Consider the following 17239-nt stretch of genomic DNA (forward strand, 5'->3'; position numbering starts at 1 on the left):
CATTCCGTCACTCTAGCGAATCGGAGGCTGAGCAGACAGGAGAATACACTGATTTTCTGCTTATTTACCCATATTTGCAAAAAGAGCCGCAGAGGCGGCTCTTTTTATTGCAGTGGGTTATTACTCAAAGGGCGGTGGCGCCAGCACTTCCCGGTTACCGTTATGGCCCTGGGGGCTGACAATGCCCTGCATTTCCATTTGCTCCACGATACGCGCCGCACGGTTATAGCCAATGCGGAACTGGCGCTGAACCCCGGAAATGGACGCTTTGCGCTTCTCGATAACAAAGTTGACCGCCTGGTCAAACAGCGGGTCCAGCTCTTCGTCACCGCCCATTCCGCCAGCGCCGCCTTCGGCGTCGGCATCGGAGGTGATCCCCTCAACATACTGAGGACGACCACGGGCTTTCCAGTCCTGCACCACCGCATGCACTTCCTGGTCGCGCACAAACGCCCCGTGAACACGCACCGGAATGCTGGAGTTTGGCCCGGAATAGAGCATATCCCCCATACCCAGCAGAGACTCAGCCCCACCCTGATCAAGGATAGTCCGGGAGTCGATTTTACTGGATACCGTAAAGGCGATACGGGTCGGAATGTTCGCTTTAATAAGACCGGTAATCACATCCACGGAGGGGCGCTGGGTCGCCAGCACCAGGTGGATACCGGCGGCGCGGGCCTTCTGGGCCAGTCGCGCAATCAGCTCTTCCACCTTTTTCCCCACGGTCATCATCAGGTCGGCGAATTCATCCACCAGCACCACAATGTAGGGCAGTTTTTCCAGCACCGGATGGGTCGCATCCATACTGTCGCCCGGCTTCCAGTACGGATCCGGGATCGGGCGCCCCATTCTTTCCGCTTCGAGGATCTTCTCGTTATACCCGGCCAGGTTACGCACGCCGAGAGCAGACATCAGTTTGTAACGCCGCTCCATCTCGTTAACGCTCCAGCGCAGGGCATTCGCCGCATCCTTCATGTCGGTAACCACTTCGGTTAACAGGTGCGGGATCCCCTCATACACGGACAGCTCCAGCATTTTCGGGTCGATCATAATAAAGCGCACATCTTCCGGCGTGGCTTTATAGAGCATGCTGAGGATCATGGCGTTGACCCCCACCGACTTACCGGAGCCCGTAGTACCGGCCACCAGCAGGTGCGGCATTTTTGCCAGGTCTGCAATGACCGGCTCACCGCCGATATCTTTACCCAGCACCACCGTCAGTGGTGAGGCGCTATCGCGGAATTTCTGGCAGTCCAGCACTTCCCGCAGATACACGGTCTGGCGTTTTTTGTTCGGCAGCTCCAGGCCCACATAGGGCTTACCGGGGATAACCTCAACCACACGCACCGCAACTGTAGACAGAGAGCGGGCCAGATCCCGGGAGAGGTTCGAAATACGTGCCGCTTTCACCCCCGGGGCCAGGTTCAGTTCAAAGCGGGTGATGACCGGCCCCGGCGAGAAGTGCACCACTTCCGCTTTAATGCGGAAATCAGCCAGCCGGGCTTCAACCAGGCGTGCCATTTGCTGCAGCGCAAAGGTATCCACCGGCTCAATTTCCGCAGGCGGTGAGGTCAGCAGATCCAGCGACGGCAGCGGCGTGGTCGGCTTGTGCAGCGGCCGGTCGTCCCCGTTACGCATTAATAACGGGTGGATCAGGCTCTCCTGCGCGGCCGGTTGCCGGGCCGGTTGCTGGACATGCGCCGCAGGCTGCGAAGGCGCACTTGCCGCGGGCGGCGGAGTCATAGGCGACCGGGGCTGCACAGGCTGGCGAATCACTTCCACTGGCGGCGTTACCGGCGCACCGGCCTGAGGGGCCGGGGTAAATGGTGAGGCGACCGGCTCATCGGGCACGCCCGGGGTAAACAACGGTGTGGCCGGGCGTTCATCCACCAGCGCCCGGGTCGGAGAAATCACAGAGGCATCCAGCGGGCGGCGCAGATCGTCACCGGCAGTGGGCGCATAGCGCTGCTGCTCCCGGGCGGCAAACTGGCGGGCCAGCTCCTCCTGGAGCGCCTGGTCTTCATCGTCATTGTCGTCTGTCTGTGCAGCAGAATGGGCTGGCGGCATATCGTGCTGATAATCGTTGCCGTAGCGATCCTGCTGGGAGGCGGCAAACTGGCGGGCCAGCTCGTCCTGCTCGAACGCCTCTGCCTCTTCATCACTCAGGGCCTGGTGATCGTCATAATCCGGCCGTGACGGGTGGCGGGCCTCAGACTCGGCCTGGCGCTGAGACGGTAATCTGATCCCGTAAGACGCCAGCTCCCGGCGGGTGGGCACCCGTACCCGTTTCGGGCGCGGCAGCTGCGGGCCAATGCCCTCTTTCACCTGCGGGCGCGGCGCGTCTGCGCTGCCGGGGGTGAAGGTGGAAACCGTCGGCGCTGCCGCCGCGGCCACCTGTTTAACCCCTTCGGCTACCGGGCTCAGCGCACCGGCGCTGGTGGCAGCGCTCACGGCGGCTGCGGTGATCACGCTTTCTGCCACCGGTTTTGGTGTCGCCACCGGGGCTGCCGGTTGCGGCTTGCTCTGGCCGAACAGCTCGTCATAAGGAGGCTTAATAGGCTCTTCGACCGGCTGATACCAGGCCGCCAGCTGTTCACGCTCGCGGGCACGCTGCGCCTCGACCTCTTCAAAGTGATACATGGGCGGGCGCACGTAGCGGGTCTCTTCCCGGGGCGCTTCAGGTTGTTCAACCTGGTAACCGGTCAGCGCATCGGTGCTGTTTTCAGCCGGGCTGACCGCCTGAGGGGCCGTCTCCTGCACCTCGGGCTGGTACTGGGGTTCAGGCTGCTGGTACTGCTGCACCGGTTGCTGATACTGGGGCTCCGGCTGCTGATACTGCGGCACCGGTTGCTGGTACTGGGGCTCCGGCTGCTGATACTGCGGCACCGGTTGCTGGTACTGGGGTTCCGGCTGCTGGTACTGCGGCGCCGGTTGCTGGTACTGAGGCTCCGGCTGCTGATACTGCGGCACCGGTTGCTGGTACTGAGGCTCCGGCTGCCCGGTATAGTGATTCTCTTCCGGTGCCTGGGGCTGCCAGCTGTCCAGCGGATCACTGTATACCGGCTGTGCGGAAGCAGGCTGCCAGGTGGTATCCGCTACCGGGGCAGTAAACGCATCCGGGTGCGGCTCGCTGGTCGCGGGCCCTTCAGGCTGAGTGACTGTATGGCCGGAAAAGAGCACATCATTCGGATCAACCGCCGGGGAGAGTGGCGCCAGCAGCACGTCGTCTGCATCGTCCATCCGCTTGCCGGAGAACAGGGCTTTGTCAGTGTGGCGGCCGACCGGGTTGGCAAATTTTTCAGCCAGACGTTTTTTACGGGCCAGAGCGCCACGCAAAATACGCGCCCGGCGGGATTCATTTTTAACCACCGGGTTATCCGCAGTGTGCGGGTCGGTGGCGTCTTCCGCTGCGCTGATCTCCTGGTGTTCCGGATCTTGTTCGTATTCGTCGTCATCCACCCAGGTGTCATCCCGGCGGGTACGGTTGCTGGCGAAGGTCAGCACGGCCAGAATAGCGGCGCCTAATTTTTCAGCGATCCCCACCCATGACCAGCCGGTGAACAGCGTCAGACCCGCCGCCCAGACACAGAGCAGCGCAATCGTCCCGCCGCTGCTGTGCAGTAGCGGCATCATGGTGGTGCTCAGCAGGCTGCCAATCACCCCGCCGGAGGCAAAATACCAGATATCATCAGCGTTAATGGCCGCCAGGCCGCAGGATGTCAGCACCATAGCCAGCACGCCAATCAGGCGCAGGGCCACGGCAAAGTAGTCGATATATTCATCGCTGTTGCGCTGACGCCAGGCAAACCAGCATCCGCCCGCGATAATTACCGGTATGGTGTAGGCCATCACCCCGAAGATGAAGAACAGCGTGTCGGCGAGCCAGGCTCCTGTTTTGCCGCCGATATTGTGGATCGGCTCATGCCAGGCCGTTTGCGACCAGCTGGGATCCGAAGGGTTGAAGCTCAGTAGTGCCGCCATCAGATAGACAGCAAACAGCGCAATAACAATCAGTAGTGCCTCTAACAAACGGCGTCCACTGCTCAGTTTCGTCAAAGTGACGTCTTTTTCTTCTGTGTATTCCTGGCTCAAGAAAGGCTCTCCAGGTCCTGAGTGCTAAAACGGACAACAGTGCCAGAGGTCCCTCAGGCACTGTTGCTGTATGGATTAACAGGAGTGTAATCAAACTACGTTGATTTTGCACCTGTCCGTCTTAGCGAGTCTTAATAACCAGTCGATTACTCTGTTTCACTTCTTCCATGACCACATAGGTACGGGTGTCATTGACCCCCGGTAAGCGCAACAGGGTCTCGCCCAGTAATTTACGGTAAGCGGACATATCCGGCACGCGGGTTTTCAACAGGTAGTCGAAATCACCAGATACCAGATGACACTCCTGAATTTCTTCAAGTTTTTGCACGGCGGAGTTAAATTGCTCAAACACATCCGGGGCACCACGATTCAGAGTAATCTCAACGAAAACCAGAAGTGATGCATCCAGATAGTGCGGATTCAGCAGCGCCGTATAGCCCTGAATAAACCCCTGACGCTCCAGCCGACGCACACGCTCAAGGCACGGTGTGGGGGAAAGCCCCACCCGCTTGGAAAGCTCAACGTTAGAAATACGACCATCCTTCTGAAGTTCATTGAGGATGTTGCGATCAATACGGTCAAGATCTTTGCCAGGGCGCTTTTTGCTATCTACCATTATTATTGTCTCTCTGTATTCCTTCCCTACCTGCCATAACCCTGATAACTTCACTGTTCAGGGTATACGTGAGAAGACCGTCGCCTTGCAGGCATGTCATTGACATCACGCATGGCGTCTGTCCACACCATGCGTAGATTTCAACAACCGGTAAAATTGCATCTGCTTTGCATGACCATGTAGCCACACCAAACTATCATGCGCTCTTCTTCCTCAACTGTTTTCGCAAAAGCGCAGCGGATTGTCAAAGTAAAACATAGATATTTAGTGAAACGTGCCAGGTATGAATCCTGAGTGAAGATTATTCATCATATTATCACTTGTCCACTCACCCACTTCCTGGCAGAAGAATCCTCTGATACATGCATAAAAGTCCGGACATCTATCGGCTGATTCTATTGCATTCATTGATAACAACATATCTATTGTCTTTTTTTAACATTCCAAATTTCTTACAATCAGCAGATCGTTTCCGTAAAACACAGAGGATCTCATGAGCACGGCTAAACACAGTAAGCTGCTTATTCTTGGTTCAGGCCCTGCGGGCTACACCGCCGCAGTCTACGCAGCACGCGCAAATTTAAATCCCGTGCTGATAACTGGCGTGGAAAAAGGTGGCCAGCTGACCACCACCACAGAAGTGGAAAACTGGCCAGGGGACGCCAGTGATCTGACCGGACCACTGCTGATGGAGCGTATGCATGAACATGCGCTGAAATTTGATACCGAAATCATCACTGACCATATCAACAGCGTTGATTTACAGCAGCGCCCGTTCCGCCTTACCGGCGACAACGCTGAATACACCTGCGATGCGCTTATCATCGCCACCGGTGCTTCCGCCCGCTATCTGGGGCTGCCCTCTGAGGAGGCGTTCAAAGGCCGCGGGGTTTCCGCCTGCGCAACCTGCGACGGCTTTTTCTACCGTAACCAGAAAGTGGCCGTGATTGGCGGCGGTAATACCGCCGTGGAAGAGGCCCTGTATCTGTCCAATATTGCCAGCGAAGTGCATCTGATCCACCGCCGCGACAGTTTCCGCGCCGAGAAGATCCTGATCAACCGCCTGATGGACAAAGTGGCCAACGGTAATATCGTGCTGCATACCAACCGCACGCTGGACGAAGTTACCGGCGATCAGATGGGGGTTTCCGGGCTGCGTCTGCGTGACACCCAGGACACCAGCAACACGGAAAACCTTGAGGTTACCGGGCTGTTTGTGGCTATCGGCCACAGCCCGAACACGGCGATTTTCGCCGGTCAGCTGGCGCTGGAAAATGGCTACATCAAAGTTAACTCCGGCAGCAACGGAAATGCCACCCAGACCAGTATTCCCGGGGTATTCGCCGCCGGTGATGTGATGGACCATATCTACCGTCAGGCCATTACATCCGCAGGCACCGGCTGCATGGCCGCACTGGATGCAGAGCGCTATCTGGATGGACTGGCAGAGCAACAGCGGTAATCCGCGTATTCACCCGTAAAGGCGGCCCCGTGGTCGCCTTTCTTTTCGGGACGATGTAACATTGGCGCAGTGAATCGCCCCGAATCTTATAACACGCTATACCACCTGCTACTGGCACTCGATGAACAAAACGCGTCAACACGAACTGGGCAGCTGGCTCAGACAACAAAGCGCCCTCTCGCGGCGCTGGCTTAATCTCTCCCGCCTGCTGGGCGTTGTTAGTGGCATTCTTATCATCGGGCAGGCCTGGCTGATGGCCACCCTGCTAAACCATATGATTGTCGAGAATATTCCCGGCGAAGCGCTGCTGTTGCCCCTGATATCCCTGATACTGGTGTTTGTCCTGCGGGCCTGGGTTATCTGGCTCAGGGAAAAGGCCGGTTTTTACGCCGGGCAGCATATCCGCCAGCAGATCCGCCGCCAGGTGCTGGACAGGCTGCACCAGGCGGGCCCGGCCTGGATCCAGGGCAAGCCCGCCGGAAGCTGGGCGACACTTATCCTCGAACAGATTGAGGATATGCAGGACTACTACGCCCGCTACCTGCCACAGATGTCGCTGGCCGCCACCATTCCGCTGCTTATCGTGCTGGTTATCTTTCCCTATAACTGGGCTGCGGCGCTGATATTACTGGGCACGGCACCGCTTATTCCGCTCTTTATGGCTATGGTCGGCATGGGGGCCGCAGACGCCAACCGGCGTAACTTTCAGGCGCTGGCGCGCCTGAGCGGCAACTTTCTGGACCGGTTACGCGGTATGGAAACACTGCGCCTGTTCCACCGCGGCCAGGCCGAAACCGAAAATATCAGCCACGCGGCTGAAGACTTCCGCCAGCGCACCATGGAAGTGCTGCGCATGGCGTTTCTCTCCTCGGCGGTGCTGGAGTTTTTCGCCTCGCTCTCTATCGCCCTGGTGGCGGTCTACTTCGGCTTTTCTTACCTGGGCGAGCTGAACTTTGGTCACTACGGTACGGGGGTCACCCTGTTTGCCGGTTTCCTGGCGCTGATCCTCGCCCCGGAATTTTTTCAGCCCCTGCGCGATATGGGGGCGTTTTATCACGCCAAAGCGCAGGCCACAGGGGCGGCAGACAGCCTGCAGACGTTCCTTGAATCACCGCTCCAGGCCCCGGAACAGGGGAGCGCCATCCTCCCGGCGGGCCCGCTGGATATTTGCGCCCGGGGGCTGATAGTCCAGACGCCGGACGGTAAAGCGCTCACCCAGCCCCTGGATTTCACCCTCACGGCCGGAAGCCGGCTGGTTATTGTCGGCCAAAGCGGTGCCGGGAAAAGCTCCCTGCTGAGCGCCCTGTGCGGCTTTCTGCCCTACCAGGGGTCACTGCTTATCAACGGCATCGAGCTCAGAACGCTGGATGCAGAGCACTGGCGCAGGCAACTGAGCCTGGTCGGGCAAAACCCGCAACTTCCCGCCCCTACCCTGCGGGATAATCTGCTGCTGGGGATGCCCGATGCCAGTGAACAACAGCTTGATGAAGTTATGGCGCTGACCGGGGTGAGTGAGTTTATTCACCGCCTGCCGGGCGGGCTGGATACGGAGCCTGGCGATCAGGCTGTCCGGCTGTCAGTGGGCCAGGCCCAGCGCATTGCCGTGGCCCGGGCGCTCCTCGCCCCGCGCCGCTTACTGCTGCTGGATGAGCCTTCCGCCAGCCTGGATGCGGGCAGCGAACGCTGGGTTATGTCGGCCCTGGATCAGGCCTCGCGCCAGCAAACGACCATTCTGGTTACCCACCAGCTGGATCTGGTCGCCCGCTGGGATCAAATCTGGGTTATGCGTAACGGGCAGATAGTCCAGCAGGGGGATTACCCGACCCTGAGCCAACAACCCGGCCCCTTCAGCGATTTACTGGCGTGGCGCAAGGAGGAAATATAATGCGCGATCTGTGGCCCTGGCTGGCCCTTTACCGCCGCCATAAAGGCATGCTGACGCTTGGCGTGATTCTGGCGATTGTGACACTGCTGGCCAGTATTGGCCTGCTGACCCTGTCTGGCTGGTTTTTATCCGCCTCGGCGCTGGCCGGTATTGCCGGGCTCTACACCTTTAACTATATGCTCCCTGCCGCCGGTGTGCGCGGCGCGGCTATTATCCGCACCGCCGGGCGCTATTTTGAGCGCCTGGTCAGCCACGACGCGACCTTCCGGGTGCTCAGACACCTGCGGGTGAAAACGTTCAGCAGCCTGCTGCCGCTCTCTTCAGCAAGCCGGGCCAGCATTCGCCAGGGCGACCTGCTTAACCGGCTGGTGGCAGATGTCGACACCCTTGACCACCTCTATCTGCGGGTTATCTCGCCGCTGGTGGGGGCGCTGGTGGTTATCCTTGTGGTGACCTTCTCACTGAGCTGGATTGATCTGCACCTTGCGCTGACGCTCGGGGCGATTTTGCTGCTCTCCCTGTTGCTGCTGCCGCCCCTGTTCTACCGGGCCGGAAAACCGGCCGGGGAAGCGATAACCGCCCAGCGCAGTATTTATCGCCAGCAGCTGATGGAGTGGCTCCAGGGCCACACGGAGCTGACCATCTTCGGTGCCAGCGCACGCTACCGGGCGGCACTGGATGAAAGCGAACAGCGCTGGATGGACGCCCAGCGCCGCCAGGCGGAACTGAGTGCCTTATCCCAGAGCGTGATGCTGCTGCTGACGGCCGTCGCGGTACTGACCATGTTGTGGATGGCCTCCGCCCCGCCCGGGGGGAGCACGGCCCCCGGGGCGCTGATTGCCCTGTTTGTGTTCTGTGCAATGGCCTGTTTTGAGGCGCTGGCACCGGTAACCGGCGCATTTCAGCATCTGGGCCAGGTGGCGAGCTCTGCCCGGCGTTTAAGCCAGATAACCCGCCAGCAGCCGGCGGTGACATTCCCGGCCCGTTCGGCCCCTGCCCCCGCCGACGCCAGCCTGACCATTCGCGATCTGACCTTCAGCTACCCGGGGGCCGGTGAGCCGGTGCTCCGTTCCGTTAATCTACAGATTCACCCCGGCCAGCGGGTGGTGATCCTTGGCCAGACCGGGTGTGGCAAATCCACCCTGCTGAGCCTGATTACCCGCAGCCTGGATCCGCAGCAGGGTGATATTCAGCTTTCCGGCCACGGGCTGCGCGAATTTGATGAAGCGACCCTGCGCGCCAGCACCAGCGTGGTTCCCCAGCGTACCCATCTGTTCAGCGCCACCCTGCGCGATAACTTGCTGCTGGCAAACCCGGCAGCCAGCGACGACATGCTGTGCGATGTGCTGACCAGAACCGGCCTGCAGGCTCTGCTGGAGGGGGACGGTCTTAATGCCTGGATTGGCGAAGGCGGGCGCCAGCTCTCCGGCGGTGAGGGGCGGCGGATGGGGATTGCCCGGGCGCTGCTGCACGATGCGCCGTTGATGCTGCTCGATGAGCCCACAGAAGGGCTGGACGCGGAAACCGAGCGCCAGATAATCAATTTGCTAATGGAAACCACCCGGGGAAAAACCTTACTAATGGTCACTCACCGGTTGCACGGGTTAGCCGCATTTGATCATATAATCGTGATGGACGGCGGCGAAATTACTGAGCAGGGTAATCATGCCGAACTGCTGGCAAAACGGGGGCGTTATTATCAGTTCTGCCAGCGCCTGTCACCCGTGACTGAACCTTAACCCTGGACATTCTGGTCGGAGAATTTTGCCCCTATGCGTCTTGTGCAGCTTTCCCGTCATTCCATTGCGTTTCCCCCACCGGAAGGTGCACTGCGCGAGCCTAACGGGCTACTGGCCCTGGGGGGTGATCTCACCCCGGCCCGCCTGATGATGGCCTACCGCAACGGCATTTTCCCGTGGTTTTCCCCGGGCGACCCGATTTTATGGTGGTCGCCGGATCCCCGGGCGGTGCTCTACCCGGAGCAGCTGCATATCAGCCGCAGCTTCCGGCGCTTTCTGCATAAAACCCGGCTGCGGGTTACCCTGAACTACGACTTTGACGCCGTGATAGCCGGCTGCGCCAGCGATCGCGAGGAAGGCACCTGGATAACCCCGGAAGTGAACGCCGGATACCGCCAGCTCCACGAGCTGGGCCACGCCCACTCCCTGGAAGTGTGGGACGGTGATGCGCTGGTTGGCGGTATGTACGGGGTCGCCCTGGGCAAACTGTTTTGCGGCGAGTCGATGTTCAGCCGCCAGGAGAATGCATCAAAAACCGCACTATTTGCGTTCTGCCAGCATTTTATCCGCCAGGGCGGGCAGCTGATTGACTGCCAGGTGCTCAACCCCCATACAGCGTCACTCGGGGCGACGGAGATCCCCCGCCAGCAGTATCTGGCCCATATTGGCGATTTACTTCCCCAGCCCCTTCCCGCCCGTTGCTGGCTCGCCCAGGAGCTGGCCTACCGGCTGGAATAATGTTTCAGCATAATTTGATTAACGGTGTTATAATCTGCGCACAGAATTGTTCTGCCCGTTGCCCTGCCGCCGTTTGGGACTCCGCACCTGATAACACCCGGTTTATCACCCCGCTCCCTTGCACGCTTGCGCTATCAGTATTACTGACGCAGATGAGGCATGGCGGGTTGCGGCCAGCGGGCTGAATGGATGATTAATAAGCAGGAATTCTTTACATAATACGTGAACTTCGGCATTATCTTGCCGGTTCAAACTTATGGTAGTGATACCCCCGAGGATTAGATGGCCAAAGAAGACAATATTGAAATGCAGGGTACCGTTCTGGAAACGTTACCTAACACCATGTTCCGCGTTGAGCTGGAAAACGGTCACGTGGTAACCGCTCATATCTCCGGTAAAATGCGCAAAAACTACATCCGCATTCTGACGGGCGACAAAGTGACTGTTGAACTGACCCCGTACGACCTGAGCAAAGGCCGCATTGTCTTCCGTAGTCGCTGATATTGTGTCTTCCGCGGGCTGAGTGGCGGCGGAAACAGATATAAAAAAGCCGGGCATTTGTGCCCGGCTTTTCTTTTGCGTTACGGCACTCAGTGCGCCGCTTCCGGTTTGTGCTTCTGGGCACTGTGGAAGTTGTAGGTCAGCTTGTCCTGGTCTTTATCAAGAGCCACAACCACCTGGCCGCCATCCACCAGCGAGCCAAACAGCAGCTCGTTCGCCAGCGGTTTTTTCAGGTTATCCTGAATCACCCGCGACATGGGGCGGGCGCCCATTGCGCGATCGTAGCCCTTCTCAGCCAGCCAGTCCCGGGCTTCCTGGCTCACTTCCAGAGAGACCCCTTTCTGATCCAGCTGCACCTGGAGTTCAACAATAAATTTATCGACCACCTGGTGGATAACCTCTGTAGACAGGTGGTTGAACCAGATAATGTTGTCCAGACGGTTGCGGAACTCTGGCGTAAAGATCTTTTTGATCTCTTCCATCGCATCGGTGCTGTTATCCTGGCGAATAAGACCAATGGATTTACGCTCCGTTTCGCGGACCCCGGCGTTAGTGGTCATCACCAGCACCACGTTACGGAAATCGGCTTTGCGGCCGTTGTTATCGGTCAGCGTGCCGTTATCCATCACCTGGAGCAGCAGGTTGAACACATCCGGGTGCGCTTTTTCTATCTCATCAAGCAGCAGCACCGCGTGGGGATGCTTAATAACTGCATCGGTCAGCAGGCCGCCCTGATCAAAGCCCACATATCCCGGAGGCGCACCAATCAGGCGGCTCACCGTGTGGCGCTCCATATATTCGGACATATCAAACCGTAACAGTTCGATCCCCATCGCCTTCGCCAGCTGAACGGTCACCTCCGTTTTCCCGACCCCGGTTGGGCCGGCAAACAGGAAAGAGCCCACCGGCTTGTGCTCATGGCCCAGCCCCGCGCGGCTCATCTTGATAGCCTCAGTCAGCGCTTCGATGGCTTTATCCTGGCCGAATACCAGCATTTTCAGGCGATCGTTAAGGTTCTTCAGGGTATCGCGATCGCTGCGGGAGACGCTTTTCTCCGGAATACGGGCAATGCGCGCCACCACAGATTCAATATCCGGCACATTCACGGTTTTCTTGCGTTTGCTGGCGGGCATTAAGCGCGCCCTGGCCCCCGCTTCATCGATAACGTCGATGGCTTTATCCGGCAGGTGGCGGTCATTAATATATTTCACCGCCAGCTCTACCGCCGCCCGAATCGCTTTCGCCGTGTAGCGGACATCGTGGTGCGCTTCATATTTCGGTTTCAGGCCGTTGATTATCTGTACGGTCTCTTCAACAGAAGGCTCGGTGATATCTATCTTCTGGAAACGACGCGCCAGGGCGCGGTCTTTTTCAAAGATATTGCTGAATTCCTGATAGGTGGTCGAACCGATGACCCGGATCTTACCGCCAGACAACAGCGGTTTAATCAGGTTAGCCGCATCCACCTGGCCCCCGGAAGCGGCACCCGCCCCGATGATGGTGTGGATCTCATCAATAAACAGGATGCTGCTCGTATCCTGCTCAAGCTGCTTTAACAGCGCCTTGAAGCGCTTTTCAAAATCGCCGCGGTATTTTGTCCCCGCCAGCAGCGAGCCAATATCCAGCGAATAGATAGTGCAGTCGGCCATGACCTCCGGCACGTCGCCCTGGACAATACGCCAGGCCAGCCCTTCGGCGATGGCGGTTTTACCCACCCCGGATTCCCCGACCAGCAGCGGGTTATTTTTGCGCCGACGACACAGCACCTGGATGGCACGCTCCAGCTCTTTTTCGCGGCCAATCAGCGGATCAATCCCCCCGACCCGGGCAAGTTGATTGAGGTTGGTTGTGAAGTTTTCCATCCGTTCCTCCCCGCCTGGCTGCTCATCAGTATTGGGCTGGTTGTCCGCGGTGCCGCCGGAAGCATCACCAGATTCGTCTTTCCGGGTTCCGTGGGAAATAAAATTCACCACGTCCAGACGGCTCACTTCATGTTTACGCAGCAGATACGCTGCCTGAGACTCCTGTTCGCTAAAAATAGCGACCAGCACATTGGCCCCGGTCACTTCATTACGGCCAGAGGACTGTACGTGGAATACCGCGCGTTGCAGGACTCGCTGAAAACTCAGCGTGGGTTGAGTATCACGCTCTTCGACACTTTCCGGTAATACCGGCGTAGTCTGTTCGATGAAGGCTTCGAGCTCCTGACGTAGCGCCGCCAGATCTACCGAGCACGCTTCCAGTGCTTCGCGAGCAGATGGATTACTAAGCAGTGCCAGCAGCAGATGTTCCACAGTCATGAACTCATGACGGTGCTCACGCGCTCTGGCGAAAGCCATATTTAAACTGAGCTCCAGTTCTTGATTGAGCATAGGCACCTCCCCCAATTTGCATGCCTGAGCCGGCACCCCGGTCAGGCTTGTTCCAGCGTACACAATAGCGGATGCTCGTTTTCCCTCGCATACTTATTGACCATCGCCACTTTCGTCTCGGCGACTTCTGCAGTGAAAACACCGCATATGGCTTTCCCCTGATAGTGAACAGTCAACATCAATTGCGTCGCTCGCTCAACATCATAAGAAAAGAACTTTTGTAACACGTCAATGACAAATTCCATCGGCGTGTAATCATCATTCATTAACAATACTTTATACATGGACGGCGGTTGCAGCGTTTCACGCGTTTTGCCCTCCAGTAGCTGGTCAAAATCCAGCCAGTCGTTCGTTTTACTCATTGCCTGTCATCATCATGGGTTAATTGTGCTCAGGTTGCGTAACAAGTTGGGCGGATCTGGCGGCCGGAATGGCCGGGTCAAACGTAATTTCGGGAACAGCCTCACACTTATCGCCATAAATGTATCAAAAAAGCTGCCAAATGCACCGATTAAGCGAACCAGATCACAATAATGCCAATAGCGTTAACTGCTTCAAAGTTTGGCGAAAATTCCCCCTGCGGCCCCGTAACATCCCTTGACGCACTGTCTGAATTATCTACATTGTACAGTCGTGAGCTGGCGATGATTTGAACAGATCTCACGCACCGGAACATTCCATCAATACGTATTTCGAAGGATGTCACAGCATGGAGACGGGTACTGTTAAATGGTTCAATAACGCCAAAGGGTTTGGGTTTATCTGTCCCGAAGGCGGCGGCGAAGACATCTTCGCACATTATTCAACCATCCAGATGGATGGTTACAGAACACTCAAAGCCGGTCAGACTGTCAGATTCGATGTACACCAGGGCCCGAAAGGCAACCACGCCAGTGTCATCGTACCGATTCACAATGAAGAAATTGCCGCATAATTTGTTCATTGTGTACATCCCGCAGTCAAAATGCCAGCCGCACCGGCTGGCATTTTTATACCCATGATGCAACAACCACCAGAATAACCAGATAAGGGCGCTTTCCCCGGTTTTCAAGGCAGCGCGCCGAAACGTCAGTCCGCCCGCCCCCTGGCAAGCCACAGCACCCGGGAGAACATTTTACGAAACAGCCCCGGAATAGACTCCGCCCCCCGGTGGCTGGCTTCAATGGCCACCTCTATGGCCAGATCCGGTTTTGACGAGCGGTGGATAGCTTTGGTGATCACCCGGCGCATGTTCATCGGCACGCTTTCCGGGATCTGCGCAACCCGGTGGAACACATCGCTAAACCCCTGGCGATACATAAAATGCTCCATATCCATCGCCGGTAATACCGTCAGGTGTTCCCGCTCCTGCTCCCGGTTATTATCCAGCAGCCCTCTGACGGTTGCGGCATATTTTTTCCCTGCGTCGTCACCATCCACCAGGACATGCCATTCGATCCCCATCCGCCGGGCAAATTTTATCAGCGGGCGCAGCCCGGACTGGGCGAACTCGATCACTTTAATGCCTTCGGCATCAAAATGGTGACCACACTGGCGCGCCAGCTCATTCATCACCCAGACTTCCGTCTCCCCTTCTACCAGTAACCAGCAGCGGGCAAACAGCGACGAGGCGCGATTAAAGCGGATATGAAACGCAATCCGCCGGCTGTCTTCCGCATTCATTCCCCCGGGGCCAAGCCGCCACGCGGCAACTTTGCCGGATTCACGCACCAGGCGACAGACATTTTCCACCGGCGTCAGTGACAGTAACTCACCGGAGTTTGTGGTGGTCACTTTTTGCAGCGGCAGCAAGTTGAGCAACTGCCAGGCCACCGAAAGCATAATCGGGTGCAGGCGGGTTTCCGGATCTTCAATCAGCAGCAGCGGCCGGGCGTCCCGGTCCAGGCGAATATTGCCTTTGGCGTGCAACAGTGTGGCGAACATTCCCAGCAGGATCATCCGGTGGGAGCGGCCATTGGGCCGCTCGATCATCCGGTTTATCACATCCAGATAGCGCCAACTGCGCTGCTCATCATAGGAGCGCCGCCGCATCAGCCGTCGGCTGCTGGTGCTGGCGCTCTGTTCAGAAAAATAGTGCTCCAGCAGTTGCACCATGGCGGATAACCCCTGGCGCAGCTGGCTGTCGGTTAAATGCTGCGGGCGGGAGACCAGCTCCCGGGCCAGCAGATCCAGCTGGCGGGCGGTCATTTCTGTTTCCGGCTGTTCTGGCACGGTTCCGCTGCGAATACGGCGTAAAAAACGCGCATCGCGCAGGCGCAATACCGGGTTCAGGCGCGTAATATGGCAGGCTATCTCATCAATATTATCAAGCGGGATAGACTCGCCACCGTTATTAAGAAAGCTGCGCAGTGTCAGCACTGAGCCGTCATCCGCCAGCTCACCTTCCAGCCGGTAGAAAATACGGTGGTTTTCATCATCGCCGTCAATCCAGACCGGCGACAGGCAGCGATAGCGGCGCCCCAGGCGATGGCCCGGCTCCGCCTCACGCAGGGTAAGCACAATATGCAGATGATGTTCGCGACCGTTTATTTCCCCGGGGGGGAAATAAAAGTCATCCCGGGTAAAGTGGTATAACTCCCCGGAGGGGGCCAGCAGCAGTGTCAGGGCATCCAGCAGGCTGGATTTACCCCAGGCATTCTCCCCTATCAGGACATTATCCTGATCCAGATTCAGCGACAGGCGATTAATGCCGCGAAAACCCACTATCTCTACCCGCTCCAGAAACATAGCTCCTCCTGGTTTACTCCCTGGTACGTTGTACCTTTGATCCGAGTATAGTCAGATTTTCATAGCGTTAGCACGCCCATTTCACCGGAAATAGCGAAATGAGTAGGATAATTCTCAGTTATCGTTAAACCGGCTATTTATTCCTTTTATTCACAATAATGAATTTGTGCTGTCAGCGCACCGGTATCCCAATAACGCCTATACTTCAGTTATCTTTTTTTAGCAGCGAGAGTCATCACTTTGCCCCAAATCAAATAACTGGAATTTATTTCTGTAGAAAGGCTTTAGTAAAATATTTAACATTGCAACGCTTTTATCTCCAGTGGATTCACCAACTATTTCTGGTGAGTCGTAGCATCGTATTCGGAATATTCCCGTTGCGGTATTTAATTTTATTTGAGGTGGTTATGTTCAGAAAATTAGCAGCTGAATTCTTCGGAACGTTCTGGCTGGTATTCGGTGGTTGCGGCAGTGCAGTGCTGGACGCAGCTTATCCGGAATTAGGTATTGGCTTTGCAGGGGTCGCTCTGGCATTTGGTCTGACTGTTTTAACTATGGCCTATGCTGTTGGTCATATTTCCGGCGGCCATTTTAACCCGGCAGTCACCCTCGGCCTGTGGGCCGGTGGTCGTTTCCCGGCAAAAGAGGTTGTAGGCTATATTATCGCTCAGGTTATTGGTGGTATCGCCGCCGCTGCTGTGCTGTATGTGGTTGCCAGCGGTAAAGCAGGCTTTGATGCTGCCGCCAGCGGTTTTGCGTCTAACGGTTTTGGTGAACATTCTCCGGATCACTTCTCCATGCTGTCTGCCATTGTGATTGAAATCGTCCTGACCTGTGGCTTCCTGATTGTTATCCACGGCGCGACAGATAAAAACGCACCGGCCGGTTTCGCCCCGATTGCTATCGGCCTGGCGCTGACCCTGATCCACCTGATCAGCATTCCGGTGACTAACACCTCTGTGAACCCGGCACGTAGTACCGCGGTTGCCATCTTCCAGGGCGGCTGGGCACTGCAGCAGCTGTGGCTGTTCTGGGTGATGCCGATTATCGGCGGTATCCTGGGGGGCATTATTTACCGCTCCCTGCTGGAAAAACGCAGCTAATCCC

12 protein-coding genes are annotated in these 17239 nt (G+C 57.3%); 7 read left to right on the forward strand and 5 right to left on the reverse strand.

Annotation, left to right across the window (positions count from 1 at the left end; translation table 11 throughout):
- Positions 1-120 precede the first annotated feature (120 nt).
- Together EBL_RS12210 and lrp are read right to left on the reverse strand one after the other, a co-directional pair.
- Positions 121-4092 carry a DNA translocase FtsK gene (locus EBL_RS12210; RefSeq protein ID WP_014716094.1) on the reverse strand — a complete coding sequence of 1324 codons (3972 nt, stop codon included), beginning with the start codon at positions 4090-4092 and terminating at the stop codon, positions 121-123.
- A gap of 121 nt (positions 4093-4213) precedes the next feature.
- Entirely contained in the window at positions 4214-4708 is a 495-nt protein-coding gene (lrp, locus tag EBL_RS12215; protein WP_002439523.1) for a leucine-responsive transcriptional regulator Lrp, read from the reverse strand.
- 493 nt (positions 4709-5201) lie between these two features.
- On the opposite strand from lrp, the gene trxB reads away from it, so the two are divergent.
- The 5 genes from trxB to infA all read left to right on the forward strand — a co-directional run bounded on the left by trxB (position 5202) and on the right by infA (position 11033).
- Positions 5202-6170 (forward strand): thioredoxin-disulfide reductase, encoded by a 969-nt coding sequence (gene trxB, locus EBL_RS12220; RefSeq protein ID WP_002439517.1) that lies wholly within the window; start codon positions 5202-5204, stop codon positions 6168-6170.
- 121 nt (positions 6171-6291) lie between these two features.
- Entirely contained in the window at positions 6292-8055 is a 1764-nt protein-coding gene (cydD, locus tag EBL_RS12225; protein WP_002439516.1) for a heme ABC transporter permease/ATP-binding protein CydD, read from the forward strand.
- Positions 8055-9794 (forward strand): heme ABC transporter ATP-binding protein/permease CydC, encoded by a 1740-nt coding sequence (gene cydC / locus EBL_RS12230; protein ID WP_002439515.1) that lies wholly within the window; start codon positions 8055-8057, stop codon positions 9792-9794. Before cydD ends, cydC begins: the two co-directional genes overlap by 1 nt.
- 33 nt (positions 9795-9827) lie before the next feature.
- Positions 9828-10532, forward strand: a complete 705-nt coding sequence (gene aat, locus EBL_RS12235) for a leucyl/phenylalanyl-tRNA--protein transferase (RefSeq protein WP_002439514.1) — start codon at positions 9828-9830, stop codon at positions 10530-10532.
- A gap of 282 nt (positions 10533-10814) precedes the next feature.
- Positions 10815-11033 carry a translation initiation factor IF-1 gene (infA, locus tag EBL_RS12240; RefSeq protein WP_001040187.1) on the forward strand — a complete coding sequence of 73 codons (219 nt, stop codon included), beginning with the start codon at positions 10815-10817 and terminating at the stop codon, positions 11031-11033.
- An 89-nt stretch (positions 11034-11122) separates the two neighbouring features.
- On the opposite strand, the gene clpA is transcribed toward infA, so the two are convergent.
- Together clpA and clpS are read right to left on the reverse strand one after the other, a co-directional pair.
- Positions 11123-13405 carry an ATP-dependent Clp protease ATP-binding subunit ClpA gene (clpA, locus tag EBL_RS12245; protein WP_002439512.1) on the reverse strand — a complete coding sequence of 761 codons (2283 nt, stop codon included), beginning with the start codon at positions 13403-13405 and terminating at the stop codon, positions 11123-11125.
- A 41-nt stretch (positions 13406-13446) separates the two neighbouring features.
- Entirely contained in the window at positions 13447-13767 is a 321-nt protein-coding gene (clpS, locus tag EBL_RS12250; RefSeq protein WP_002439510.1) for an ATP-dependent Clp protease adapter ClpS, read from the reverse strand.
- Positions 13768-14114: 347 nt separating this feature from the next.
- Between clpS and cspD the strand changes: the two genes are divergently transcribed.
- Positions 14115-14339 carry a cold shock-like protein CspD gene (cspD, locus tag EBL_RS20025; RefSeq protein ID WP_002439508.1) on the forward strand — a complete coding sequence of 75 codons (225 nt, stop codon included), beginning with the start codon at positions 14115-14117 and terminating at the stop codon, positions 14337-14339.
- A gap of 134 nt (positions 14340-14473) precedes the next feature.
- Here the strand turns inward: cspD and EBL_RS12260 are convergent, their stop codons facing one another.
- Complete coding sequence (locus EBL_RS12260; protein WP_002439507.1) at positions 14474-16132, reverse strand: ATP-dependent endonuclease; 1659 nt, start codon at positions 16130-16132, stop codon at positions 14474-14476.
- 407 nt (positions 16133-16539) lie between these two features.
- Between EBL_RS12260 and aqpZ the strand changes: the two genes are divergently transcribed.
- Positions 16540-17235, forward strand: coding sequence for an aquaporin Z (aqpZ, locus tag EBL_RS12265; RefSeq protein WP_002439505.1), 696 nt, complete (start codon positions 16540-16542; stop codon positions 17233-17235).
- Positions 17236-17239: the final 4 nt, after the last annotated feature.

Origin of the sequence: Shimwellia blattae DSM 4481 = NBRC 105725 (assembly GCF_000262305.1) — a bacterium.
Classification (GTDB): Bacteria; Pseudomonadota; Gammaproteobacteria; order Enterobacterales; family Enterobacteriaceae; genus Shimwellia; species Shimwellia blattae.